Raw genomic sequence first — 21,772 nt, 5'->3', positions numbered from 1 at the left:
GCCTCCCTTCTTCTTATAGTGGTCCTGAGATACCTTGTCTGCGGATCATGATAAAGTGCCCTACCAAGAGAGCAAGCAGAACAGCAGGAAGGAAGAACACGTGAATAGCGAAGAAACGAGTCAGCGTCTCGGCCCCTACAATTGTACCGCCCTGAAGCAGTTCCTTAATAACCGGTCCGAGATAAGGCACAGAGTTCGCGATTTCAAGGGTAACTTTAGTCGCAAAGTATGCTTTGTTATCCCAAGGCAACAGGTAGCCTGTTAATCCCAGGCCCAGCATCACGAAGAAAATCAGCATGCCGACAACCCAGTTCATTTCACGAGGCGCCTTATAGGATCCTGTGAAGAATACCCGCATTGTATGTAGGAACATCATAACAATGACAAGGCTGGCTCCCCAGTGATGCATGCCCCGGACGATCTGACCGAAAGCAACCTTCGTTTGAAGGAACTCAACGCTTGCGTAAGCGTTTATAATATCGGGTACATAGTACATAGTCAGGAACATTCCTGACAGAATCTGAATCACTGTGATAAAAAACGTCAAGCCGCCGAAGCAGTATACAAATGCGGAGAAATGATGCGCAGGGTTAACGTGTTCCGGAACCTCATGGTCCGCAACGTCTCTCCAGATCGGCGTGATATCGAGACGTTCGTCAATCCAGTTGTAGACATTCTTTAACATCCGAATCTACGCCTCCTATTTTGCTACTGTATTTGGGATGATTGCGCCGAGGTAAATCCATCCGCCTTCCTCTTTCACGTCGTACATGTCCAGAGGTTGCGGCGCAACAGCCAGGTTCTTGCCGTTCGCCGTATAACGGGCGCCGTGGCAAGGACAATAAAATTCATTCGGATGGCTGTCATTATTGTTCCATCCTACCATGCAGCCCAAGTGCTTGCAGACAGGCGACAGCGCTACGATCTGTCCATCTTCTGTCTTGCTAATCCAGGCTGTCAGCTGTGCAGTGCTGTTATACCAGCCGTCCTGCTGCTTCAATTCGAAATCGAATTCTTGTGGCTCGGCGGTAATCTTGCTACCTTCCACTACTTTTACAAAAGATCCGTCTTCACCCTTTTGCAGGATTGGATCTACGGCGAAGCGGACCATAGGTATAACGACCCCTGCCGCCATGTAAGCTGTGGCACCGCCCAACGTATAAGTCAGAAATTGTCTGCGGGACATTTCCTTGCGCCGGGGAGGTTTGTGCGACTCTTCATGCTCGTCATTGTGGTTGTTATTCATCTGTATCAACCCCCTTTTGTCAACCGATCATTTGTTTTCAATGATTAAAATCACACGAATTACTAGGACATAATTATAATATATTAGGCACCTCTGACCGTCAAGAATTTGAATCCCGAATTTGGCTCCGCTTCCAAGGACGCTGTATGAAATTGTCGTATTTTCGTCACAATTATGTCAGGTTTGCGGTCCACATCTTGCTGATGGATTGACTTACTGCGGATTTTAACTTGACTCCGGCTTCCTGCTGAAGCTTCGGAAGGGATAGAACCAATGAGCACTCGGGGACCTCCTCTTGGGTAAGCTCATGGTCTGCCGTAATGACGACCACATACGCAAAGCCTGCTGCTGAAGCCTTGCTGCAAATGCTGGAAAGCAATACGGATGCCCCTTCCCCGCCATATTGCAGAGCAGGATAAGTTACAACTCTCCCCTTGAAAGGGATTTCAATCAGATCCATCAGGTCACGAAGACGCTCAAGCGCAGCCGTAACCTCCCACGGCATCTCATCCCCGCTCAAACCCGTATAAGGAATCAGGCAGGTGTCTACGAATGGCGCCAACTCTCCCCATCCCTCTGCCTCCACTTCACTAAATTTCATTTAAGGCATCCTTTCTGTACAATAAAATAAACTTATAGCGATTAAGCCTTATTGTCCTATTATAAGTTTCATTCTTCTTTTAGGCAAAAAAAAAGAAGAAATGCGTAAGCATTTCTTCAATTTAATGTTTTCAGTTCATCCGTCAGGCTTCGGAAAGCCACCTTGTCGCCTGAAGCCAGAGCCTCGTCTATTTCTTTATACAGCTCCTCACTGCGATGCTTGCGCAATGCCTCGTCCCATACCATTTCTGCCGCAAGACCTAACATCACTTCATAAGTAACCTTCATTTTATCCATTCGGATGCACCTCCAAACTAAATGATTACATCGTTATCGTTATGCACTGTCCCGTGTCCAAGCTGGGGCGCGATCTCACCTGCTTTAATGCCTAAGGGTGTCATTCGAATGACCGTACCCAGCGTTTGGCTTTCTCCCAGACGTAGCATCCCTAGATGAAGCAGCATTTTTACAATCCGCCGTTCCAGGATCATCCGGGGTGTATCATAATAAAAGGGGGTTACCAGGCTTCCAACTGTAGCGTGGAGCGAATCCATTGTCACCCACTCTTTAGCGCAACGGCCGAGCCAATACACCAAGGAAGGAAGGTTAGGAACAGCGCTCTTATAAATTTTTAACCAAAAGCGGAATAGCTGTATCATGCTGACTTGATTTCCTGACAGAATACATTCTTTTCCATGCTCCGTCAGGGTTAAGCCGGCAGGCGTTTCCTGAACCCACCGCTGTGCTACGGCATAGTCGTACAGCAGCGCGAAACGGTCGGGATACTCGGAGCAGGACCTGCCATAACCGAATCTCCAAGGTCCTTTTGTTATGAGAGACTCTTCAATATGTAATGTGCTGAGCAACTGCTGCTGCTGCTTTCGGTACATAAAGCCCTCGGCATTCAGGGTAAGCTCATGCTCCTGGAAATACCTCAGCATGAGCTTCAGATCCTCTGTAATCAGGCCCTGCTCCTCCCGGTACACTTCAGGTGGCATAGAGACCTGCAATCCGGACTTCAGGTGCAGACTAAGCTCCTCTCGAAACCGTTCCTTTAAATCCTCCGGGACATGAAACATATATTTCGTGGAGGATGTGAAGCCGTTGAACAGCCAGCCACTGCGTCTGTACCTGGACACGGCCTCCCTGGGTGACTCTAATGCAGTCCGTGCAGGCTTGGAGCCGGATGTCTCGTCAGACTTCTCCTCTAGTGAGGTATGACGTACGGCCGCCAGTAAATCCTCCAGACTATAGCTGCTCCGCGTGTCAAATACCAGATTGTTCAGAAACCGCAAGTCCCCTGGGGAAAAGCTTTTCCACTGTTCCTTCAGGAACTCTTTTCTGCCAGCTTTAATCAGTATGCTCTGAATCAATTCATGCTTGGAATTTCGCTTGCAGTCGCAGTCATAGTAACTGGCGATGTTGTTTAGATGGCTAATGTCGGCATAAGACAGCATGTCGGCTAGTTTCATTTTTTGCAACACGTCCTCACCTGTACTGCTGTATCGCATTTTTCATAAACCTGTTCTTTCGCTGACGTCCCTTTGGCTGATATGTTTAGAATTGACGGAAATGACGCCCGATAAACCTCTAGAACCAAATTTTGCTGAGATGCTCTACAGGTAAAAGGACAACAAAAAAAGGACCCTCTCCAGGTCCTTCGGTGTATCCACAGCCCAGGTAAACACCCCTTAGTGCTGCCTTTCTTCTATTAAATGCTGAGTACAATTCAGTAAAAGAGGCGTCCATTTCAAATCCGAGTGCTCCATAATGGTGAGAGACAAATTGCCGATCCGGTCGATCTGCAGCGATGTATCCAGGCCTGCAAAAAGCTGTGCCAGAAACCCGCCATGACTTACGACCAGAAAAGAATGATCCGGATACTTACATAGCATTTCCTCCAGAAACGCCTTTCCCCGCTTCAATAGCTCTGCATCACTTTCTTGCCCGAGGTCTTGAAGTTTCCAATTGCTACCGAACATTTGCTCACGTTCTTGAGAGGTCAAGCCCTCCACCTTGCCGTAAGAGCGCTCCAGCAGGCGTGAGTCCGGAGATTTCATCGGAATGTGCAGCATGGAAGCCAGTATAGCCCCCGTCTCCTCTGCGCGGGACAAGCCGCTGCTCATGACAAAATCCCATTCATAAGCCTCGGCAGCCAGACGATTACCCAGCAGCCTTGCCTGAGAGCGTCCCTGTTCATTGAGAGGGATATCGGTCTGACCCTGAATTCTTCCGGCTGCATTCCATGCCGTCTCCCCATGCCGTATAAAGCCGATTCTCATGCCCTTCACCTGCCTTCATGTACATATGATTGTGCTTAACGCCTTACTGCCCGGTTCAGCCTTAGGAGGAAATAGATCGCCAGGCTGACCCCAATAATGGATAGAATCATCCAATACTGCGGCTGACTGGGATCGATCCCTGCCACAAGCGGATCAATAATGCCGCTGCCAGGTCCCGGAATATCATAATGTATGCTATTGCCGGATGCATCGGAGCCCCCTGCAATCCCGGTGGGCAGGATGCCTATAGATGGAATCTCCTCTACCGCCTGCTTCTGAATATTCCCCCGGAAGGCGAAGATGAGCAGGCTGCTGACAAATAAAGCAGTAAAGCCAGCGATCCACAGCGACAACCGCCTGCGGAATATTCTTCCTGACGCCTTCTCAGGGCCATTCTCCTCCACCAGCCACGGAAAATCACGGTAAATACGATCCATGACGTTCCGGTTCATGATTTCTGCAGAGGCCAGGGAGGGCTCGAATTTGAGCTCCTGAACCATTTCCAGGCTTTCTTCCCAGGATTGATATTCCATCGCACAGGACGAACAGGTTAAGATATGCTGCTTCAGCCGGTAAACTCTCAGATCGTTGTCAGGGAGATCCCACACGATCTCCATCAGTTCCCGGGCTTCTTCGCATTTCATCTGCCTGTCATCCATTCTATGCCTTCAAATACTTGCTCTGCAAAATAAGGCTCCAGCTGCAGCTTCACACTGCTGCGGGCCCTGAACAACAACGATTTCACAGAGCTGACGCTCTGTCCTAGAATATCGGCAATCTCCTGGTAATCCAGCTGGTCGTACTCTCTTAGAATCAGCGCCGAACGCTGCTTCTCTGGCAAATTATTAATAGCCTCGCGGACCATGCTTACCTTCTCGTTCCGCAAAATAGCCTGCTCCGGGGCAACCTCTGGCGGTGCAATCGGAATAATTCCGCTCTCTTCGAGAGGCAGATTAGCCCCCCGCTGCTTGCGCAGCTCGCTAAGAACCGTATTCCGCGCAATGGTGTACAGCCATGTTGAGAAGGAGGCATCCACCTCGCGGAAGGAATGAAGACTGCGGAATGCTTTATAAAAGGTTTCGGAGCATATATCCTCGGCCATCAGCTCCATGCTGGAGCTCTTCAGCATATGATAAACAAAAGCCATAATTTTACGTTGATATCTTCGCATTAATTCCGAATACAGCTCTACATTGCCTTGCTTAATTTCCATAATAAGTTGGGAATCGGTCATCTGATTTGTGTTCCTCCCTCGCCATCCTTCAGGACCTTGAATATGAATACATCTCTTCTGACAAGGACTCAAAGTTGCCGTAAGACCCTATAGCATACGCCTCATGATGTCTGACTATTCTATGTATTTGGCAAAATCCCCAAATCTTCTACATCGAACTCTATCATTGTAGCATATTTTGGAGCACATTTCATATTTTCGCAGACAAAAAAAGAGGCCGCGAAAGATTCGCGGCCGTTGTTCATGAAGAACAACACAGTTATTGGATAGGAGTGGAGAGAAACCATACTGTACTTTTATTATATGTATACGTTTTCATTTTGTCAACACTAAAGCGGAAAAATTTGTTTCCGCTCTTCAAACGTGTCTATAAGTATACCGTGTAGCCTTTGGATTGCAGCAGCTCCATGGCCTTTTCCTGCTCTTTTACATTGCGAAAGGACAGCCGCATAACCCCGGGGACGTCCTCCCGACTCTCAATAATCTGGATGTTACTGAGGTTAACCTGATTATGTCCGAGCTCGGAAGTAATCTTTGCAATGATGCCGGGATGATCGGGAACATCCAGATAAATGTCATACTGGGAGACGATCATGCCTTTTCTGCGTTCTGGCAGCTCATTGCGGAAGGCGCCGGCTTTCTGAAAGGCATCCTGAATACCGACTCCATCCTCCCGCTCCAGCATAGACACAAACTTCAGTATTTCCTGATTCCAGTCCTGCAGAAGCGGCAGCAGCACCTTTCGGTTATTGACCAGAATGTCTCTCCATACCACAGGATCGCTGGCCGCAATGCGGGTCACATCTCTAAATCCTCCAGCGGCAAGCAGCTGGTAAAGTGGATTGCTGTCATTGTACTGACTAATCTGGTTGACCAGGGCCACCGCAATAATATGAGGAAGATGGCTGATGGCGCCTACAATCTGATCATGCTGCTCCGGATCGACCTGTACGACATGAGCCCGGGTATGGGAGAGCAGATCGGCAAGAGAGCGAACCTGATCCTCCGGCGTTTCCGGAGGCGGCGTCAGCACGTAATAGGCATTCTCGAACAGCAAAGAAGAGGCGGCACCCACGCCAGCCCTTTCCGAGCCGGCCATGGGATGTCCTCCAATGAAGCAGGCCTCTTGAAATTGCAATCTCCGTGCACAATCGGCAATGCTGGATTTCGTACTGCCTACATCGGTAATAATACATCCCGGCTTCAGGGCCATCTGGCTTAGTCGGGTAACATACTCCTCCAGGCGGCCCACCGGGACACATAGAAAAATATAATCGGCATCCTGAGCCGCTTCCTCTATGGAAAGCGTCACCTTGTCAACGACGCCTCTGGCAGCAACCTGCTCGGCATAGCTCTCATCATGGCTAAAGCCTGTCACCGTAAGGCCAGGCTTTCCTTTGAAGCACATGGCAAGCGAGCCGCCGATCAGGCCAACACCGAATATTGAAATATTTATGTCTTGATCGTTGGACATCTTCAGCTTCACTACTTTCAAAGTTACAGTCTAGGCAGGTGCTTGGATCTCGCGCAGCACTTCTTCCAGGACGGAGGCAAATGCCTGATTTTGCTCCGGTGTTCCCACACTGACCCGGATATATGTCGGGTAATGTGCAAAGCCGGGACGTACGATAATCCCTTGTCTCAGCAGCTTGTCGAACACATCTTTGCCCGAGGTTTTGACATCAACCATTACAAAATTGCCTTGTGACGGGAAATAGCTCAAGCCGAGACGGTCAAATTCTTTTTGCAAAAAGTCCCGTCCTTCTGCATTCAGCCTGCAGCATTCCTCAATAAATCCCTGATCTCCAATCGCTGCTTTCGCTGCAGCCTGCGCCGAACGATTCGTATTAAACGGCTCCCGCACCTGGTTGATCAGCGTTATGACCTCCGGCTGAGCAATCCCATACCCGATACGCAGGGAGGCCAAGCCGTAAATCTTGGAGAAGGTGCGAAGAATCACCAGATTGCTGTATTTCTCCATCAGCGGAACGCCCTGTGGATAGCTCTCATCTGTTACAAACTCATAATAAGCTTCGTCCAGCACAACCATAACACTGGACGGCACCGCGTCCATAAATGAGATCAGGTCACGTTCTGCCACAATGGTTCCGGTCGGATTGTTCGGGTTACACACCCAGATAATCTTGGTCTTGTCCGTGACGGCGGCCAGCATGCCATCCAGATCGTGAACACCATTCTTCAGCGGCACTTCAATGCTGACGGCACCTTCAATGTCGGCATTGCTCTTATATACCGAGAACGTCTGGTCGGCCATAATGGTCTCGTCACCGGGAACGAGAAATGCCCGGGTAATGAGCGCGATAACTTCATCCGAGCCGCAGCCAAAAATCAACGAGGATTTGGCAACCCCAAGATATTCCGATAACGCTGTAGTCAGCTCCGCTGCGCCGCCGTCCGGATAGACACTGACATTGGATAACTCAGCAATGATCGCTTCTTTCGCTTTCGGTGAGCAGCCATATGGATTTTCGTTAGAGGCCAGCTTGATGACTTCGTCCAGTCCTAGCTCGCGCTTCACCTCTTCAATCGGCTTACCCGGCTGGTAGACCGGCAGATTGACTATGTTTGATTTAGGCTTCATATTCATTCACTCACCCTTCGTGTACTTTACTGCCTTTTAACTGAGATACAAACTCCCGGATTTGCTGCAGTCCCAGCGCTTTGGTCTCTGCCTTCTCAAGCAGGGGAATTGCGGCTTCGATCTGTCGCACAATAGCACTGCCCACGACGACACCATCGCAAATCTCGGAAAAGCGGGCGACCTGCTCGCGGCTTGAAATCCCGAAGCCGATGGCTACCGGAATGTCTGTCAGCTGCTTGACCGTATTCAGGAAAGGCTCAATGCCACTGTAGAAATCCGTCCGCTCACCCGTTACGCCCAGCGAGGATACACAATACACAAAGCCGCTGGCATCACGGACAATATTCTCGATCCGCTCTTGAGAGGTTGGAGCGACTAACGGGATCAGATGAACTCCTGCCGCCTTCGCCTTGCTGCGAATCTTCTCAGATTCTTCAATGGGCAAATCCGGAATAATGAAGCCGCTAATATCGTGAGTCACAACCTCTTGTATAAAAGTATCTAATCCCATTTGGAGCACGGGATTATAATACGTAAACAAGACAAATGGCAGCTTGCTGCCCGCTTGTCTTGCCTGCAGCGCGGTTTCCATACAGGTCCGAATCGTAACGAAGCTGCGCAGTGCACGCTCCGAAGCGCGCTGAATGACAGGTCCGTCCGCTAAAGGATCGGAATAAGGTACTCCCAGCTCCACAATATCGGCACCCGCTGCCTCAATCTCGGAAATGATATCCAGCGTGACTGCCGGATTAGGATCACCAACGGTAATGAACGGAATCAGTGCCGTTTCACCGGCCGCCCTTATTTTATTAAATGCTTCATCCATCCGGTTCATAGGGTGTTACCTCCCGTGTATGCCATAATGGACTCTACGTCCTTGTCTCCCCGTCCGGACAGGCAAATGACGATAATATCCTCTTCGGTCCAATCCGCAGCCATCTTCGCCACTTGAGCTACAGCATGCGCCGACTCCAGCGCAGGGATTATCCCCTCCGTCCGGCACAGCAGCTGCAGAGCCTCCAGCGCCTCCTGATCCGTGATCGGTACGTACTGGACCCGCTCAATATCCTTCAGATAGGAGTGCTCCGGACCTACGCCAGGGTAATCCAGACCGGCAGAAATGGAATGAGCTTCCTTCACCTGGCCGTAATCGTCCTGAAGCAGGTAACTCATCGAGCCCTGAAATACACCCTTGGTTCCCTTGCTCATTGTAGCCGCATGGCGATCGGTTTCTACCCCTTTACCAGCCGCCTCTACACCAAAAAGCTGGACCTCAGCATCCTCCAGAAACGGATAGAACATGCCGATGGCATTGCTTCCGCCGCCAATAGGTGCAAAGATGCGATCCGGCAGACGACCTTCCATCTCTAACATCTGCTTGCGGGTCTCATCGCCGATAATGCGCTGGAAATTCCGAACCATCATTGGATACGGATGAGGGCCAACTGCCGAGCCGAGGCAATAAAAGGTATCCTCCACGTGACTGACCCAGTAGCGCAGCGCTTCGTTCCCGGCATCCTTCAATGTCCGGCTGCCTGAGGTGACCGGTACAACCTCTGCTCCCAGCATTTTCATGCGGAATACGTTCAGCTGCTGACGTTTAGTATCCTCTTCGCCCATAAACACTTTGCACTCCAGCCCCAGCAAGGCGGCCACTGTGGCCGTGGCCACACCATGCTGGCCCGCGCCGGTTTCAGCGATAACCTTGTTCTTGCCCATGCGCTTGGCCAGTACCCCTTGGGCAATCGCATTGTTGATTTTATGGGCACCGGTGTGATTCAAATCCTCACGCTTTAAATAAATCTTGGCTGATCCCAGATGCTTGCTGAGACGCTCCGCATAATAAAGCGGTGTCTCTCTGCCAGAATATTGCTTCAACAAATAAGCGATCTCCGCTTTGAATTCCGGATCATTCTCGTACCGCTTATATTCCTGCTCTAGTTCGATCAAGGCGTTCATTAATGTTTCCGGGACGAAGCGGCCTCCAAAATCACCGAAACGTCCATGTATATCGGGAAGCTGTATCATATGGATTTCACCCTTTCCACGAATGCGTTCACTTTTGCTATATCCTTCACACCCGGCGCGCTTTCGACTCCGCTGGAGACGTCCACCCCGTCGGGCTGAAACTGGAGAATTAAATCTTGAACATTGTCTGCGTTCAGGCCGCCTGCTACAAACAGCGGGATGCCGTGGCGGCGTGTCCACTGCTGATATTCAGGAATGGCGTCCCAATCAAACGTCTGGCCGGAGCCGCCGCCGTATTCCGGATCATACGTATCCAGCAGCAGGGCGTCAATGCTTCCGGCATAGCTCGCCAGCTCCTGAAGATGGTCTTTCCTGGCGTCCCCGCTGCGTACCGAAACAGCTTTATAAACAGAAACCGGGAAGCTCTCTTTCACTTCCCGGCAGAACTGCGAGGTTTCCTGTCCGTGTAGCTGCACAACCTCCAGCGGGACATGGGCAAGCACCTCCCGCAGCTCCTCCATGGAAGGGTTGACAAAGACCCCGGCTGCGTCAGGCTGATCGGTCTGATCCCACTGACGGAGCAGCTCGGCAAGCTCTTTGGCCCGCTCTGCTGTAACCTGGCGTTTACTTCTTGCAAATACAAAACCGATCAAATCCACGGGTAAGTTTATCATCGATTTTAGCACTTCAACGTTCTGAAGTCCACAGATTTTTAGAAGGGGAGCGCTCATGCGAGCCCCTCACTTTTGAAGTCCTGTTCACGTGTAACAGGGCCCATCAGCTCGGTAACAGCGGCTGAAACATCAGGCTGCCGCATGAAATGCTCTCCGATAAGTACACCTTGTGCGCCTGCAGCTGATAGATACTGAATGTCTTCTTTTTTACTGATGCCGCTCTCGCTGATCAAGGCAATACCGGACGGAATCAGAGCACTAAGCTCCTTCGTGATCGACAGCGAGGTCTCAAACGTCTTCAGGTTGCGGTTATTGACTCCTACCAGGGAGAGGCCTTCCAGCTTCAGCGCAATGCTGAGCTCCTCCTGGTCGTGCACCTCGACCAAGCAGTCCAAGCCGATCGAGCCGGCCACACCCATAAAATGCTCCAGCTGGGACGGTGTAAGAATCGCTGCAATTAACAGGACCGCGTCCGCTCCAAGCAAGCGGGCTTCGTAGATCTGTGCCTCGTCTATAACGAAGTCCTTGCGCAGCAGCGGAAGGTCAACAGCCTGCCTTACCTGCTGCAGATAAGCGGCGCTGCCTTGAAAGTAGTGCACGTCGGTCAGTACTGACAAGCAATCCGCACCGGCCTCTTCATAAGACTTGGCTATGGATACGGGATCGAAATCGGGACGAATGAGTCCCTTGGAAGGCGAGGCCTTCTTCACTTCGGCAATCAGACCCATATCCCGGCTTCGGGAATGCAGCAGCTTGTTTGCAAAGCCGAGCGTGTCTGGCAGTCCTTGAATCTGTTCCCGCACATGATTCAGATCAAATCCGCGATACAGCTCCGCCAGCTCCTCTTTCTTCGTTGCGACGATACGATCAAGATACATAGGTCAGTTCCTCCGTTTTGGCAATTAATTGCTCCAGCTTGTTCTGGGCCGCACCTGAATCGATCGCCTGCGCGGCCTGGCCTACACCCTCTGCCAGAGTCTCCGCGAGACCGGACACATAAATACAGGCTCCGGCATTGGCTAGAACGATGTCACGATAGGCATTCTGTTCACCCTGAAGAACACCGCGAATGATACTCGCATTCTCCTTAGCATCCCCGCCAATGACCGCCTGCATAGGATGGCGGCGAAGTCCTAATTCCTCTGGCTCGATATCAAATGTAGAAATTTCACCGCCGCGAAGCTCACTGACCCGGGTCGGTGCAGAAACGCTGATCTCGTCCAGGCCGTCATGACTGGTGACCACCATAGCGCGCTTTAGCCCCAGCTCTTTAAGCACCTGCGCGATCGTTTCCGTTTTATGAATATCATAAATGCCCAGAAGCTGCCGGTCTGCTCCTGCCGGATTGGTCAGCGGCCCCAGCATGTTAAATACGGTGCGAATCCCCAGCTCCTTGCGCGGGCCTGCAGCATGCTTCATTGAAGGATGATAAATTTGCGCAAACAAAAAGCAGATGCCTATATCCTCCAGGCAGCGGGAGGCCTGCTCGGCATTCAGATGAATGTTGACCCCCAGCGCTTCCAGCACATCCGCACTTCCAGCACGGCCGGAGGCCGAACGGTTACCATGCTTCGCTACACGAACGGAGACAGAGGATGAGATGATCGCCGAAACGGTTGAAATGTTAAACTTGTGAATTCCGGATCCTCCGGTGCCGCAAGTATCAAGGAGCTGTGTACGTTCTGTCCGCACGCGTCCACCCGATCCCCGCATCGCTTCTGCGAAGCCGGTAATTTCCTCCACCGTTTCACCTTTCATCCGCAATGCTGTCAAGAGGCCGCCAATTTGTGACGGCGCAGCTTCTCCTTCCATAATGCTCTGCATAATCTGTCTTGCTTCTTCCCGGCTTAGATGCTGTCCTTCCACGATCTTGGACAGACCTTTAAGAATACCATCCGCATTGCCCACACCGATCTCCTCCTTCTTCTCTATTCATTTAGGGTTATATTCGAAAAAATAATCCTGATTCGTCACATGATCGGGCTTCGGCTCCGGCGGAAACATCTCCTCTGCTACCCGGATCGCCTTCAGCATCCCCTTCGCCTTATTTACCGTTTCCTCGTATTCCTTCTCTGGCACCGAATCCCAGACGATGCCCGCTCCCGCCTGAACATAGGCCTTGCCTTTGCGAAAAATAATCGTGCGGATGGTGATACAGGAATCCATGTTGCCGGCGAAGCCTAAATAACCAATCGCTCCCGCGTACGCTCCTCTAGCCTCCCTCTCCAGCTCTGCGATAATTTCCATAGCCCGCAGCTTCGGCGCACCGGAGACGGTACCCGCCGGCAGGCAGGACAGAAATGCATCAAAAAAGTCCTTATCCTCTCGCAGCTTACCCGTCACGCTGGAGACGATGTGCATGACATGGGAATACCGTTCAATCTCCATAAAGGACTCACATTTCACGGTGCCGAATTCACTGACACGCCCCAAATCATTTCTTCCTAAATCCACCAGCATGAGATGCTCGGCGCGCTCCTTCTCATCCTGCAGGAGATCCTCTGCCAATGCTTTGTCCGCAGCCTCATCGGCTCCCCGCGGCCGGGTACCGGCAATAGGCCGGGTTTCGAGCCGGCCGCCGTCTACTTTGACGAGCGCCTCCGGCGACGTTCCTACTATAATTTCTTCGTCCATTTTCAAGTAGTACATATAGGGTGATGGATTCACCGTCCGAAGCACCCGGTAAACATGGAGCGGGGAAACCTCGGTATCAATATGAAAGCGCTGGGATAGCACAACTTGAAAAATATCACCGGCGCGAATATATTCCTTCGCCTTTTCCACATTTGCGATATATTGCTCCTTGGTCATGTTGGACTGAATGTCCTTCGGCTCCAGGTTAACCGGAATGCCTCTGGCGTTCACATTCTCACGAGGTCCCTGTTCCTGCAGCTGTGCCGCTGTCGCTTCAAGCCTGCTGCACACCTCATGATAGGATCGCCGAATCTCCTCATCAGTGTCTCCTTCCTTAATATGGACATTACCCAGAAGCAGAATTTGCTGCTTGATATGGTCGAACACGATAATCTGGTCGCAGAACATAAAACGAATATCGTCCATTCCCAGATCGTCCAGCGCATGCGCCGGGAGATTCTCATAATATTGCAGCAAATCATACCCGAAAAAGCCAATCGCGCCGCCTGTAAAAGGAGGCATCTCCTCTAGCTGCGGGCTTCGATATCCTCTCAGCAAGGCTTTCAGCTCCTCCACGGGCTTGCCGTTCAGCTGTTTGCGCTCGCCGTCCACCTCCACCTCAATGGTGCCGTTCTTGCCTTTAATCATCAGGAAGGGATCCGTACCGATAAAGGAATAACGCGCCCATTGAACGCCGCCCTCCACACTTTCCAGCAGAAACGCTCTTTCACGCTCGGCGTAACGCTGGAATAATCGGATCGGGGTTTCCATGTCGGCCAGCAAACGTACCGCTACGGGAATCAGGTTATACACTCCTGCCAGGCTGATGACCTGCTTTACAGATGGACTCGCCATGCTCTCTTCCTCCTTAAAATTGCTTTGAATTGTTTATCTTAAAAAGCCAAAAAGACCCCTACCAAGGGTAGAGGTCACAAATTCAGAGTATATAAAGAGCACATATGAGGTTTCCTGATATTCTCCTGAACATTAACATCATGAATATAGGCGATTTCATCAGCCCATATCACGCTACGTCAGGATATAACGAAAACAAACATCTCATATGCCGGATGCTATCAATCAGTCTCATCTCTGCTCAACTATACTCAGCTACACTCTACTCTGCTCATCTGCCCTTGATTATACATGATAAGTGCTTTTCCGTGCAACCCTGATTTCTATGAGGAAGCCGTCGATGACAGATCCGGCCGCAGGCGCTTGGCTTCATTGAGATAGACATGCTTGATGTCCTGCTGGCTTTTTTCAGTATTGACCTGAACCATGAGGCGTATGCAGCGCGGAAGGCTGCCCTCAACCGGTATCTCCACAGAACACATCAATGGAACGAGCTCCCAGCCGTCCAGGTTGCGAATAGCCTTTGCCGGAAAGGCTGCATTCAGATCCTGTGTCATGGTGATCCAAATATTGCTGATAAATTCCGGTTCAAGATCATTGCTCGAAATGATCTCCTGAAGCAACACAATCGTTTCATTCAAAATTTCCTGCTCGTTATTACCGGATACTGTAGTGGCACCGCGAATGCCGCGATTCATCATCATCCCTTGATCCCCTCTTTCTGTAAACGTTCCACAACGCTGCGTACTACGGTCACAGGCACATCCTTGACGATACTGACACGACCGATTTCTTCCGGCACAATAAATACCATTTGTCCTTCTGAAAATTTCTTATCGTGCTGCATGGCTTCCATGACTTCATCGACGGAAACATCCCCAGGCAATGTCACCGGCAGCTGTATCGCTTGCAGCATCTTCACCGTTTCATCGTACAGGCCGCTTCTTCCCAGCTCCTCAGCGAGCATCGCGGAGCCTGCCATCCCGATTGCAATGGCTTCCCCGTGCAGAAAACGTCCATATCCGCCGACAGCCTCAACAGCATGGCCGATGGTATGTCCCAGATTAAGAACCGCTCTCCATCCGCTTTCCCGCTCATCTGAGGATACGACCTCAGCCTTAATGGCACAGCCGCGCTCCAAACCATACGTTAAGGTATCCGCATCCAGAGCCAGTAAATCATCGGCGTGCTCCAAGCACCAGTATGCAAAGTCCCGATCCAGAATCAGGCCGTGCTTCACCATTTCGGCCAGCCCCGCTGATACTTCGCGGGGAGGCAGCGTAGTCAGCGTATCGACATCATAAAGCACCATGACGGGCTGATGAAAAGCCCCGATCATATTTTTGGCCAGAGGATGATTCACCGCGACCTTCCCTCCGACGCTGCTGTCATGCGCAAGAATGGTCGTCGGAATTTGTACAAAAGTAATGCCCCGCATATATGAGGCTGCCACAAAGCCAGCAAGATCTCCCACGACCCCACCGCCCAGTGCAAAAACGGCCGAGCTTCGATCCAAACGGGAAGATATCGCCGTCGTCATGACTTCTTCGTAAACCTTTAATGACTTTGAGCCTTCACCTGCTGGAACAATATGTACTGCTGCATCATAACCTGCTTCCACCAAACTGCTCTGAACCCGCTCCAGATAATGAGGGGCCACGCTTTCATCGGTAACGATGAGATGCCGGCTCTTACGACTGATTCCCCGCTCTTCGCAATAGGTTCCTGCCTTGCTTAATAAATCCCGTCCAATATAAATCGGGTAGGATCGTTCTCCTAAATGGACTTGAAGTGTTTTCATGAACGTTCGCCCCTTAAAGTTTTAGGACTGTAAACCGCTAAAATCCTTGTCAGACCATTATAGTACAGCAGGCATGCTTTGACAAGAATAGATGACCATGTAACTCCCCTTCCTGCGGCCTGTAATCAGGTTTCTGACTGATCCTGAAAACACAAAAAAGAGCCCTCCCCCAGATTTAATAAATCCAGGAAAGCAGCTCTTCGAGTGGGCCTCACTTGACTTTACTATACAGACGGCTTGGCTTCCGATGCATCGGCGCCGTATCATCCTCTGCCGATGACAAGACAGCAGATAATTGAAGCTTGTCCACGCCGAGCAGCTGCGCACATTCCTGTATGCTGAACAGCCCTTGGCGGTAAGCGTCAATGACCTTGCGTTTATCCATACCTCAACCTCCAGACTCTGGCTTCATTGGCATAGTATGGATGGCGCAGCTACAAATTATGCAGGTATTTACGATTGGATTTTGCGGTAGAAGAACGTTTCTGCGGTCTCTAACCCGTACTGACCCGGGTTAAATATCTGCTCCGTGCTGCCTACAAACAGCACACCGCCAGGCCGCAGGCTGGCAGCAAACTTGTGATAGAGCTTGTGCTTTGCCTCTTCAGTAAAATATATCATCACATTGCGGCACACGATCAAATCAAATCCGGTTTCAAACCGGTCTGTAAGCAGGTTCTGCTTCTGAAACCGAATTCCCTTCTTCAGCTGGGGATCAACGCGGAATACCGGTCCTTCTTCCTTAAAATAACGGGAAGCAATCTCACGCGGCACGTCCTTTAACGACCTTTCCACGTACAAGCCCTCTTGCGCACGTGCCAATGCGCCTTCATCCAGATCACTGGCCAGAATCGTGCTGCCAGAAAGCAGCCTCTCTTCTGAGAGAATCATAGCCAGCGTGTACGGCTCCTCACCGGTTGAGCAGGCGGCACTCCATACCTTGAGTCGGCCGGATGGCTTCATCTCCGGCAGCACCTTGGTGCGAAGCACTTCCCACCGATTCGGATTCCGCCAGAATTCCGATACGTTGATCGTCATTCGATCCAGAAACTCCTGGAACAGCAGCTTGTCCTTCATCATCGCTTCGTAAAAAGCCGCAAACGACGAATACCCGTTCTTCATCCGCAGGGTAGTCAGTCTGCGCTTCATCTGGGTTTCTTTATATTCTGCCAGATTGATTCCCGTGCTGCGCTCAATATTCAGGATAAAGCCGGAGTAATCCGGATCCTGTCCGATCTGCTCACATTGCATGGATTCTTACCTTCCCTGTCCCAGAATGACGTGCTTAACTCCAGCGGCTCATGCTTTTGTCATAATCCACGATCTCCTGGCTGTCAAAAAAGTTACCGATCTCGCGTTCCGCGCTTGCAGGAGAATCTGACCCGTGGATCAGATTACGAGGGGTATGACAGGCGAAGTCACCGCGAATCGTTCCCGGCTGGGCCTCTGTCACATTGGTTTTTCCGATGACTATTCGGGACAGCTCGATAATGTTATCGCCTTCCCACACCATCGCAAAGACAGGTCCCGACGTAATAAAGGAAACGAGATTCGGGAAGAAATCCTTACCTTCGTGCTCCGCATAATGCTTTTTGGCCTGTTTCTCTGTTACCTGCACGAATTTGCCAGCAACCAGCTTAAAGCCTTTATCCTCCAGACGGCTCACGATGCGGCCAATCAGACCCCGCTGAACACCATCCGGCTTGACCATTAAAAAAGTACGTTCCATGGTTCTCATCACTCTCCAATGTAATTTGTGATGCACTACGGTTCTAACGTAAATTTCAAGATAGGGCAATGTACGAAATTAAGTCTAGTATGAACGCTTGGTTACAAAATGTGCAATATCTTTTAAATGTTTTTTGGTACGGATATCCGGAAGATGGTCCAGAGCTTGAATCGCCTTGGCAATGTACCGGCTCGCAAGCTCCTCGGATTGCTGGATTCCTTGGCTCCCGCGGATGAGAGAAATCGCCGTACTGACGTCCCCTTGTCCGTCTTGCTTGTGAATCTGTTCAATTTCCTGCAGCAGCGGCTCACGCGTCCTGGCATCCTGCAGCGCGAAGATGACCGGCAGTGAAATATTACCTTGACGAATGTCGCTGCCCGGCGGCTTGCCGATCTGCTTCTCAGTGCCGCAGACGTCGAGCAGATCATCCTGAATTTGAAAAGCCATGCCGACGTTATACCCGAATCGGTACATCGCTGCAGCCTTTTGCCGGTCGGCATCTGCAGCCAGGGCTCCAAGCTGACAGCTAACGGCAATCAGGAGCGAGGTTTTTCTGCGAATGCGCAGCAGATATCGCCTGACATCCTGCTCCACATTAAAGAAATCCCGGATTTGCTCCATCTCTCCGATCGTCATTTCTACCATAGCCTTGGACAGAATCTGGTGAATTTCCGGATTGGATAGAGCTGTCGTCATCTCCAGGGCTTTTCCATATATGTAATCTCCGGTATACATCGCGATTCGATTGTCCCACTTGGCCTTGACCGTCGGCTTCCCCCGCCTCATGTCGGCATTATCGATAACATCGTCATGCACCAGAGAAGCACTATGAATCAGCTCTAACGGAACGGCAATATGCTTGAGCTTCTCAATATCGTAATTTCCGAATTTGCCGCCCATAAGCACAAAGACAGGCCGCAATCGTTTGCCGCCAGCCTTCAGCAGATGTAACGACGTTTCGACCAGCTCCGAATCGCCGCCCTCAATGCTCCGGTACAGCTCCTTCTCAATGAGATCCATGTCCTTCTTTAAGGCTCCAAAAATGTCCAGTCGTTTCATTCCTTCACCTGCACTACGAATTTGTCATTCCAGATCTCGGGATATACCCGGGACGACAGCAGACCCAGCTCATGCGCATACTTGAAATACAGCTGAAGGCCTTGCTGCTTGCCGTCATCCAAATCATACTCCAGATTGCTGAAGTAGGTCTGCCAGTATTCTTGAGAACCGCCGATCATGACTCTGGCTTCATCAATAATAGGCTGAAGCTCACTCAGACCCTTTAACTTGCTAGCCTGAAACATCTCCATAATCGCCTTCATTCTGCCCGGTGACTGCTGAACAGCAGCCCGGTTTACGGCCCAGACAGCATAGGTCATACTGCAGCCCGTATACTCCTTCCACCAGCGTCCCAGGTCAGTTACATGATATTTATGGTTGCTCCAGGAGGCCTTGATCGCATGATCTCCAATGAGCAGAGCACCGTCCGCTGATGCCATCATCAGGTCCAGATCCGGCTCCATGGTCATAAATTCGGGAGAGCCGTTGAGTGATTTTTTCAATAGGATCTTCAGCAGATTAACCGATGTCGCCGACGTGTTCGTCAAAGCGATCCGGGAGTGAACCAGCTGGGATAAGGGCTTTTGGGAAAACAACAAAATTGACTTGACGTCCCCGTCCGAGCTGACAGACAGATCCGGGAGCAGCAGCAGCTTGTCTGCCGCTTGTCCATATGCGAATGAGGATAGCGCGCCGATATGAATGCTTCCCTGCTGCATACCTTGATTCAGCACCGCGGGAACAGCCGTGAGCAGCTCCGCTGGAAAGGGAAGCCTGCCGGGATCTGCATAATGGAACAGCGGCCATGCATTCGTATAGCTGATCTTGCCGATCACCGTTTTTCCGTCAGGCCTGGACATCGTGGTCACCCCATCTTGCAAATAGTTCATGCTGGATCCCGACGCTGTCCAGCACTTTACCTACAAGAAAATCTACAAGGTCCTCCAGAGTCTGAGGATGGAAATAGAACGCTGGCATAGCCGGTATGATCTTGACGCCCAGTCTTGACAGTGTCAGCATATTTTCGAGATGGATTGCGTGCAGCGGAGTTTCTCTTGGCACGAGCAGAAGCGGACGCCCTTCCTTCAGCATCACATCTGCAGCCCGAGCCATCAGATTATCAGAAGCGCCATGCGCGACAGAGGACAGCGTGCCCATGGAGCACGGCATGATGATCATCCCTTCCACCAGATAAGAGCCGCTGGCAATGCCTGCTCCGATATCACCGATGGCGTGATACGTATAGCTCCCGGCGTACGCCCCGAAGTGCTGCTGCAGCAGATCCTCACGGTGAGTTCCCTGCCACCCCAGCTCCTCCTTCAGCACACGCCACCCGGCATTCGAAATCACCAGATGCACATCCATGTCCATGGATAAAAGAACCTGGATAAGCCGAACTCCGTAAATGGAGCCGCTGGCCCCTGTAATGCCAACAACCCAGCTTCGCTTCCGGTTGTCCGTCATACGTATTTCACCACCGAGTCGATTAAGGTAAATACGAACATAATCATGCTTAGAGCAATATTCATCGTAAAAAAGGCCGTTTGCAGCCTGCTCATATCGTTCGGTGATAGAATGTAGTGCTGATAGAACAAGATACCGCAGGCAATCAGCGCTCCTGCTAAATACCACCCGCCCAGCGGCGTGATGATCCAGAGCAGAATCAATCCTGCAGCGGTAATCACATGAAAGCCTCGAGCGAACCAAAGCGCACGGCGCAGTCCAAACCGGGAAGGAATGGAATATAAGCCTTCCTTGCTGTCAAACTCTTCATCCTGACAAGCATAAACGACATCGAAGCCGGCGGTCCAGAAGGCAAGCGCCAGATAGAACACCATCGCTCTCCAGTCCAGTTGCCCGGTTACCGCAACCCAGCCTCCTAACGGAGCCAAAGCGGTGGTCAATCCAAGCACGACATGACAGAGCCAGGTGAAGCGCTTCGTGAAGGAGTAAATGACCAGAAAGAAGAAGGCGATGGGCAGCAGGCGGAACGCAAAAGGATCCAGTTCAATCGTAGCCCAGATAAACAGTGCAAAGGATACGATAATAAAAACAATCGCCTCCACCGGCTTCAGCAGCCCGGCTGGAATAGCCCTCTGAGACGTTCTGGGATTCTTGGCATCAATATACTGATCTGCAAGGCGGTTAATGCCAAAGGCCGCGCTTCTGGCCCCGAACATCGCAAGAAAAATCCACCAGATATCCATCCAGGGCGGGAGATCGCCAAACACTGCGGCGGCACCTGCAATAGCTCCCATGAATGCAAAGGGCAGAGCAAACAACGTATGCTCTACTTTAATCATTTCTAAATATACGCCAATTTTCTTAAACATCCTTCTTCTCCTTGATTCCCAGGTGTAAGGCAGCAATGCCACCGGTCAAGGGGAAGGCTTTGACATTGGTAAGCCCGATGTCCGTAAAGACTCCAGCCAGCTCCTGCCGGCCCGGAAACATCTTCAAGGACTCTGGAAGCCACTTGTACTGCTCATACCGCTTTGCAACCACTTTACCCATCATGGGCAGCATCTGCTGAAAATAAAAATAATAAAGTCCTTTAAATGGCTGCCAGGTTGGCTTGGACAGCTCCAGGCACACGACCATGCCTCCCGGCTTCACAACTCGCTTCATTTCCTTCAGCACCTGGACATAGTCCGGCACATTTCTCAAACCAAAGCCAATCGTTGCGTAATCAAATGAATTGCTGTCATAAGGCAGGCTCATGGCATTCCCCTGAACGAGCGTAATCTGGCGGTCCAGGCTGCTTCGATCAATCTTCTGCTGACCCACGCCCAGCATGCCTGCACTAAAGTCCAGTCCGACTATGTGTCCGGTTTCACTTGCACGGGCCATGCTAATCGTCCAGTCACAGGTTCCACAGCATAAATCAATGGCGGTGTTCCCCGGCTGCATATTCATCTGCTTCATAGTGAATTTGCGCCACGCTTTATGCCGCCGGAAGCTGAGAAGATCATTCATCATATCATATTTGCCGGCAATGCTTTCAAATACCGAGTGAACATACTGCTCTTTCGGATGCTCTTCGCCCTGATGCTGATTGGCGGATGTTCTGGATGTGTTATTTCCCAAC

General features: G+C 51.0%; 26 protein-coding genes. All 26 read right to left on the bottom strand.

The window, feature by feature from the left end; genetic code table 11:
- Window positions 1–13: 13 nt before the first annotated feature.
- Complete coding sequence (gene qcrB, locus ACH6EH_RS00735) at window positions 14–685, bottom strand: menaquinol-cytochrome c reductase cytochrome b subunit (protein WP_138225587.1); 672 nt, start codon at window positions 683–685, stop codon at window positions 14–16.
- Window positions 686–700: 15 nt separating this feature from the next.
- The gene (locus ACH6EH_RS00730) at window positions 701–1,246 is read right to left on the bottom strand and encodes a Rieske (2Fe-2S) protein (protein ID WP_138225586.1); all 546 of its coding nucleotides are present in this window, start codon (window positions 1,244–1,246) and stop codon (window positions 701–703) included.
- Between the two features lie 172 nt (window positions 1,247–1,418).
- Complete coding sequence (locus ACH6EH_RS00725) at window positions 1,419–1,847, bottom strand: DUF2487 family protein (protein WP_397330707.1); 429 nt, start codon at window positions 1,845–1,847, stop codon at window positions 1,419–1,421.
- Window positions 1,848–1,963: 116 nt separating this feature from the next.
- The gene (locus ACH6EH_RS00720; protein WP_138225584.1) at window positions 1,964–2,143 is read right to left on the bottom strand and encodes an IDEAL domain-containing protein; all 180 of its coding nucleotides are present in this window, start codon (window positions 2,141–2,143) and stop codon (window positions 1,964–1,966) included.
- Between the two features lie 17 nt (window positions 2,144–2,160).
- Window positions 2,161–3,318, bottom strand: coding sequence for a hypothetical protein (locus ACH6EH_RS00715; RefSeq protein WP_397330936.1), 1,158 nt, complete (start codon window positions 3,316–3,318; stop codon window positions 2,161–2,163).
- A gap of 219 nt (window positions 3,319–3,537) precedes the next feature.
- Window positions 3,538–4,128 (bottom strand): histidine phosphatase family protein, encoded by a 591-nt coding sequence (locus tag ACH6EH_RS00710; RefSeq protein ID WP_397330706.1) that lies wholly within the window; start codon window positions 4,126–4,128, stop codon window positions 3,538–3,540.
- A gap of 35 nt (window positions 4,129–4,163) precedes the next feature.
- Complete coding sequence (locus ACH6EH_RS00705) at window positions 4,164–4,772, bottom strand: anti-sigma factor (RefSeq protein WP_397330705.1); 609 nt, start codon at window positions 4,770–4,772, stop codon at window positions 4,164–4,166.
- Window positions 4,769–5,362 carry an RNA polymerase sigma factor gene (locus ACH6EH_RS00700; protein ID WP_397330704.1) on the bottom strand — a complete coding sequence of 198 codons (594 nt, stop codon included), beginning with the start codon at window positions 5,360–5,362 and terminating at the stop codon, window positions 4,769–4,771. Before ACH6EH_RS00700 ends, ACH6EH_RS00705 begins: the two co-directional genes overlap by 4 nt.
- 367 nt (window positions 5,363–5,729) lie before the next feature.
- Complete coding sequence (locus ACH6EH_RS00695; protein WP_397330703.1) at window positions 5,730–6,836, bottom strand: prephenate dehydrogenase; 1,107 nt, start codon at window positions 6,834–6,836, stop codon at window positions 5,730–5,732.
- 30 nt (window positions 6,837–6,866) lie between these two features.
- On the bottom strand, window positions 6,867–7,964 hold the full coding sequence (gene hisC / locus ACH6EH_RS00690) for a histidinol-phosphate transaminase (RefSeq protein ID WP_397330702.1): 1,098 nt from the start codon (window positions 7,962–7,964) through the stop codon (window positions 6,867–6,869).
- A gap of 10 nt (window positions 7,965–7,974) precedes the next feature.
- Window positions 7,975–8,799 carry a tryptophan synthase subunit alpha gene (trpA, locus tag ACH6EH_RS00685; RefSeq protein WP_397330701.1) on the bottom strand — a complete coding sequence of 275 codons (825 nt, stop codon included), beginning with the start codon at window positions 8,797–8,799 and terminating at the stop codon, window positions 7,975–7,977.
- On the bottom strand, window positions 8,796–9,992 hold the full coding sequence (trpB, locus tag ACH6EH_RS00680; protein WP_138225577.1) for a tryptophan synthase subunit beta: 1,197 nt from the start codon (window positions 9,990–9,992) through the stop codon (window positions 8,796–8,798). The genes trpA and trpB overlap by 4 nt, the downstream gene beginning before the upstream one ends.
- A complete protein-coding gene (locus ACH6EH_RS00675) occupies window positions 9,989–10,663 on the bottom strand; it encodes a phosphoribosylanthranilate isomerase (protein WP_397330700.1) in 675 nt (224 codons plus the stop codon). The genes trpB and ACH6EH_RS00675 overlap by 4 nt, the downstream gene beginning before the upstream one ends.
- Window positions 10,660–11,484, bottom strand: a complete 825-nt coding sequence (gene trpC / locus ACH6EH_RS00670) for an indole-3-glycerol phosphate synthase TrpC (RefSeq protein ID WP_397330699.1) — start codon at window positions 11,482–11,484, stop codon at window positions 10,660–10,662. Before trpC ends, ACH6EH_RS00675 begins: the two co-directional genes overlap by 4 nt.
- Entirely contained in the window at window positions 11,474–12,514 is a 1,041-nt protein-coding gene (gene trpD / locus ACH6EH_RS00665) for an anthranilate phosphoribosyltransferase (protein ID WP_397330698.1), read from the bottom strand. The genes trpC and trpD overlap by 11 nt, the downstream gene beginning before the upstream one ends.
- Window positions 12,515–12,538: 24 nt before the next feature.
- Window positions 12,539–14,095 carry an anthranilate synthase component I gene (trpE, locus tag ACH6EH_RS00660; protein ID WP_397330697.1) on the bottom strand — a complete coding sequence of 519 codons (1,557 nt, stop codon included), beginning with the start codon at window positions 14,093–14,095 and terminating at the stop codon, window positions 12,539–12,541.
- Between the two features lie 323 nt (window positions 14,096–14,418).
- Window positions 14,419–14,796 (bottom strand): chorismate mutase, encoded by a 378-nt coding sequence (aroH, locus tag ACH6EH_RS00655; protein ID WP_138227707.1) that lies wholly within the window; start codon window positions 14,794–14,796, stop codon window positions 14,419–14,421.
- Complete coding sequence (gene aroB, locus ACH6EH_RS00650; RefSeq protein ID WP_397330696.1) at window positions 14,796–15,896, bottom strand: 3-dehydroquinate synthase; 1,101 nt, start codon at window positions 15,894–15,896, stop codon at window positions 14,796–14,798. Before aroB ends, aroH begins: the two co-directional genes overlap by 1 nt.
- Window positions 15,897–16,107: 211 nt before the next feature.
- Window positions 16,108–16,281 carry a hypothetical protein gene (locus tag ACH6EH_RS00645; RefSeq protein ID WP_397330695.1) on the bottom strand — a complete coding sequence of 58 codons (174 nt, stop codon included), beginning with the start codon at window positions 16,279–16,281 and terminating at the stop codon, window positions 16,108–16,110.
- A 68-nt stretch (window positions 16,282–16,349) separates the two neighbouring features.
- Window positions 16,350–17,147, bottom strand: coding sequence for a CheR family methyltransferase (locus ACH6EH_RS00640; protein ID WP_138225571.1), 798 nt, complete (start codon window positions 17,145–17,147; stop codon window positions 16,350–16,352).
- Window positions 17,148–17,181: 34 nt separating this feature from the next.
- Window positions 17,182–17,625, bottom strand: a complete 444-nt coding sequence (gene ndk / locus ACH6EH_RS00635) for a nucleoside-diphosphate kinase (protein WP_138225570.1) — start codon at window positions 17,623–17,625, stop codon at window positions 17,182–17,184.
- 84 nt (window positions 17,626–17,709) lie between these two features.
- Complete coding sequence (locus ACH6EH_RS00630; protein ID WP_208204024.1) at window positions 17,710–18,684, bottom strand: polyprenyl synthetase family protein; 975 nt, start codon at window positions 18,682–18,684, stop codon at window positions 17,710–17,712.
- Window positions 18,681–19,544 (bottom strand): menaquinone biosynthesis protein, encoded by an 864-nt coding sequence (locus ACH6EH_RS00625; RefSeq protein ID WP_397330935.1) that lies wholly within the window; start codon window positions 19,542–19,544, stop codon window positions 18,681–18,683. The genes ACH6EH_RS00630 and ACH6EH_RS00625 overlap by 4 nt, the downstream gene beginning before the upstream one ends.
- The gene (locus ACH6EH_RS00620) at window positions 19,531–20,148 is read right to left on the bottom strand and encodes a UbiX family flavin prenyltransferase (RefSeq protein WP_138225568.1); all 618 of its coding nucleotides are present in this window, start codon (window positions 20,146–20,148) and stop codon (window positions 19,531–19,533) included. The genes ACH6EH_RS00625 and ACH6EH_RS00620 overlap by 14 nt, the downstream gene beginning before the upstream one ends.
- Window positions 20,145–21,017 (bottom strand): UbiA-like polyprenyltransferase, encoded by an 873-nt coding sequence (locus ACH6EH_RS00615; RefSeq protein ID WP_138225567.1) that lies wholly within the window; start codon window positions 21,015–21,017, stop codon window positions 20,145–20,147. Before ACH6EH_RS00615 ends, ACH6EH_RS00620 begins: the two co-directional genes overlap by 4 nt.
- Entirely contained in the window at window positions 21,010–21,771 is a 762-nt protein-coding gene (locus tag ACH6EH_RS00610) for a demethylmenaquinone methyltransferase (RefSeq protein WP_138225566.1), read from the bottom strand. Before ACH6EH_RS00610 ends, ACH6EH_RS00615 begins: the two co-directional genes overlap by 8 nt.
- Window position 21,772: the final 1 nt, after the last annotated feature.

The organism is Paenibacillus sp. JSM ZJ436 (genome assembly GCF_044383795.1).
GTDB lineage: Bacteria > Bacillota > Bacilli > Paenibacillales > Paenibacillaceae > Paenibacillus_AQ > Paenibacillus_AQ algicola.
The sequence above is the reverse complement of the archived record's forward strand: the minus strand, read 5'-3'. Positions and strand labels throughout refer to the sequence as shown.

Excerpts from the sequence above, each read along its gene's own strand:
- ACH6EH_RS00675 (WP_397330700.1), bottom strand. The coding sequence starts at position 10,663 with ATGAGCGCTCCCCTTCTAAAAATCTGTGGACTTCAGAACGTTGAAGTG.
- ACH6EH_RS00620 (WP_138225568.1), bottom strand. The coding sequence starts at position 20,148 with ATGACGGACAACCGGAAGCGAAGCTGGGTTGTTGGCATTACAGGGGCC.
- ACH6EH_RS00710 (WP_397330706.1), bottom strand. The coding sequence starts at position 4,128 with ATGAGAATCGGCTTTATACGGCATGGGGAGACGGCATGGAATGCAGCC.
- trpC (WP_397330699.1), bottom strand. The coding sequence starts at position 11,484 with ATGTATCTTGATCGTATCGTCGCAACGAAGAAAGAGGAGCTGGCGGAG.
- ACH6EH_RS00640 (WP_138225571.1), bottom strand. The coding sequence starts at position 17,147 with ATGCAATGTGAGCAGATCGGACAGGATCCGGATTACTCCGGCTTTATC.
- ACH6EH_RS00645 (WP_397330695.1), bottom strand. The coding sequence starts at position 16,281 with ATGGATAAACGCAAGGTCATTGACGCTTACCGCCAAGGGCTGTTCAGC.
- ACH6EH_RS00720 (WP_138225584.1), bottom strand. The coding sequence starts at position 2,143 with ATGGATAAAATGAAGGTTACTTATGAAGTGATGTTAGGTCTTGCGGCA.
- ACH6EH_RS00725 (WP_397330707.1), bottom strand. The coding sequence starts at position 1,847 with ATGAAATTTAGTGAAGTGGAGGCAGAGGGATGGGGAGAGTTGGCGCCA.
- aroB (WP_397330696.1), bottom strand. The coding sequence starts at position 15,896 with ATGAAAACACTTCAAGTCCATTTAGGAGAACGATCCTACCCGATTTAT.
- ACH6EH_RS00630 (WP_208204024.1), bottom strand. The coding sequence starts at position 18,684 with ATGAAACGACTGGACATTTTTGGAGCCTTAAAGAAGGACATGGATCTC.
- trpA (WP_397330701.1), bottom strand. The coding sequence starts at position 8,799 with ATGAACCGGATGGATGAAGCATTTAATAAAATAAGGGCGGCCGGTGAA.
- qcrB (WP_138225587.1), bottom strand. The coding sequence starts at position 685 with ATGTTAAAGAATGTCTACAACTGGATTGACGAACGTCTCGATATCACG.
- hisC (WP_397330702.1), bottom strand. The coding sequence starts at position 7,964 with ATGAAGCCTAAATCAAACATAGTCAATCTGCCGGTCTACCAGCCGGGT.
- trpE (WP_397330697.1), bottom strand. The coding sequence starts at position 14,095 with ATGGCGAGTCCATCTGTAAAGCAGGTCATCAGCCTGGCAGGAGTGTAT.
- ACH6EH_RS00730 (WP_138225586.1), bottom strand. The coding sequence starts at position 1,246 with ATGAATAACAACCACAATGACGAGCATGAAGAGTCGCACAAACCTCCC.
- ACH6EH_RS00615 (WP_138225567.1), bottom strand. The coding sequence starts at position 21,017 with ATGTTTAAGAAAATTGGCGTATATTTAGAAATGATTAAAGTAGAGCAT.
- ndk (WP_138225570.1), bottom strand. The coding sequence starts at position 17,625 with ATGGAACGTACTTTTTTAATGGTCAAGCCGGATGGTGTTCAGCGGGGT.
- ACH6EH_RS00705 (WP_397330705.1), bottom strand. The coding sequence starts at position 4,772 with ATGAAATGCGAAGAAGCCCGGGAACTGATGGAGATCGTGTGGGATCTC.
- trpB (WP_138225577.1), bottom strand. The coding sequence starts at position 9,992 with ATGATACAGCTTCCCGATATACATGGACGTTTCGGTGATTTTGGAGGC.
- ACH6EH_RS00695 (WP_397330703.1), bottom strand. The coding sequence starts at position 6,836 with ATGTCCAACGATCAAGACATAAATATTTCAATATTCGGTGTTGGCCTG.
- aroH (WP_138227707.1), bottom strand. The coding sequence starts at position 14,796 with ATGATGAATCGCGGCATTCGCGGTGCCACTACAGTATCCGGTAATAAC.
- ACH6EH_RS00700 (WP_397330704.1), bottom strand. The coding sequence starts at position 5,362 with ATGACCGATTCCCAACTTATTATGGAAATTAAGCAAGGCAATGTAGAG.
- ACH6EH_RS00625 (WP_397330935.1), bottom strand. The coding sequence starts at position 19,544 with ATGTCCAGGCCTGACGGAAAAACGGTGATCGGCAAGATCAGCTATACG.
- ACH6EH_RS00715 (WP_397330936.1), bottom strand. The coding sequence starts at position 3,318 with ATGAAACTAGCCGACATGCTGTCTTATGCCGACATTAGCCATCTAAAC.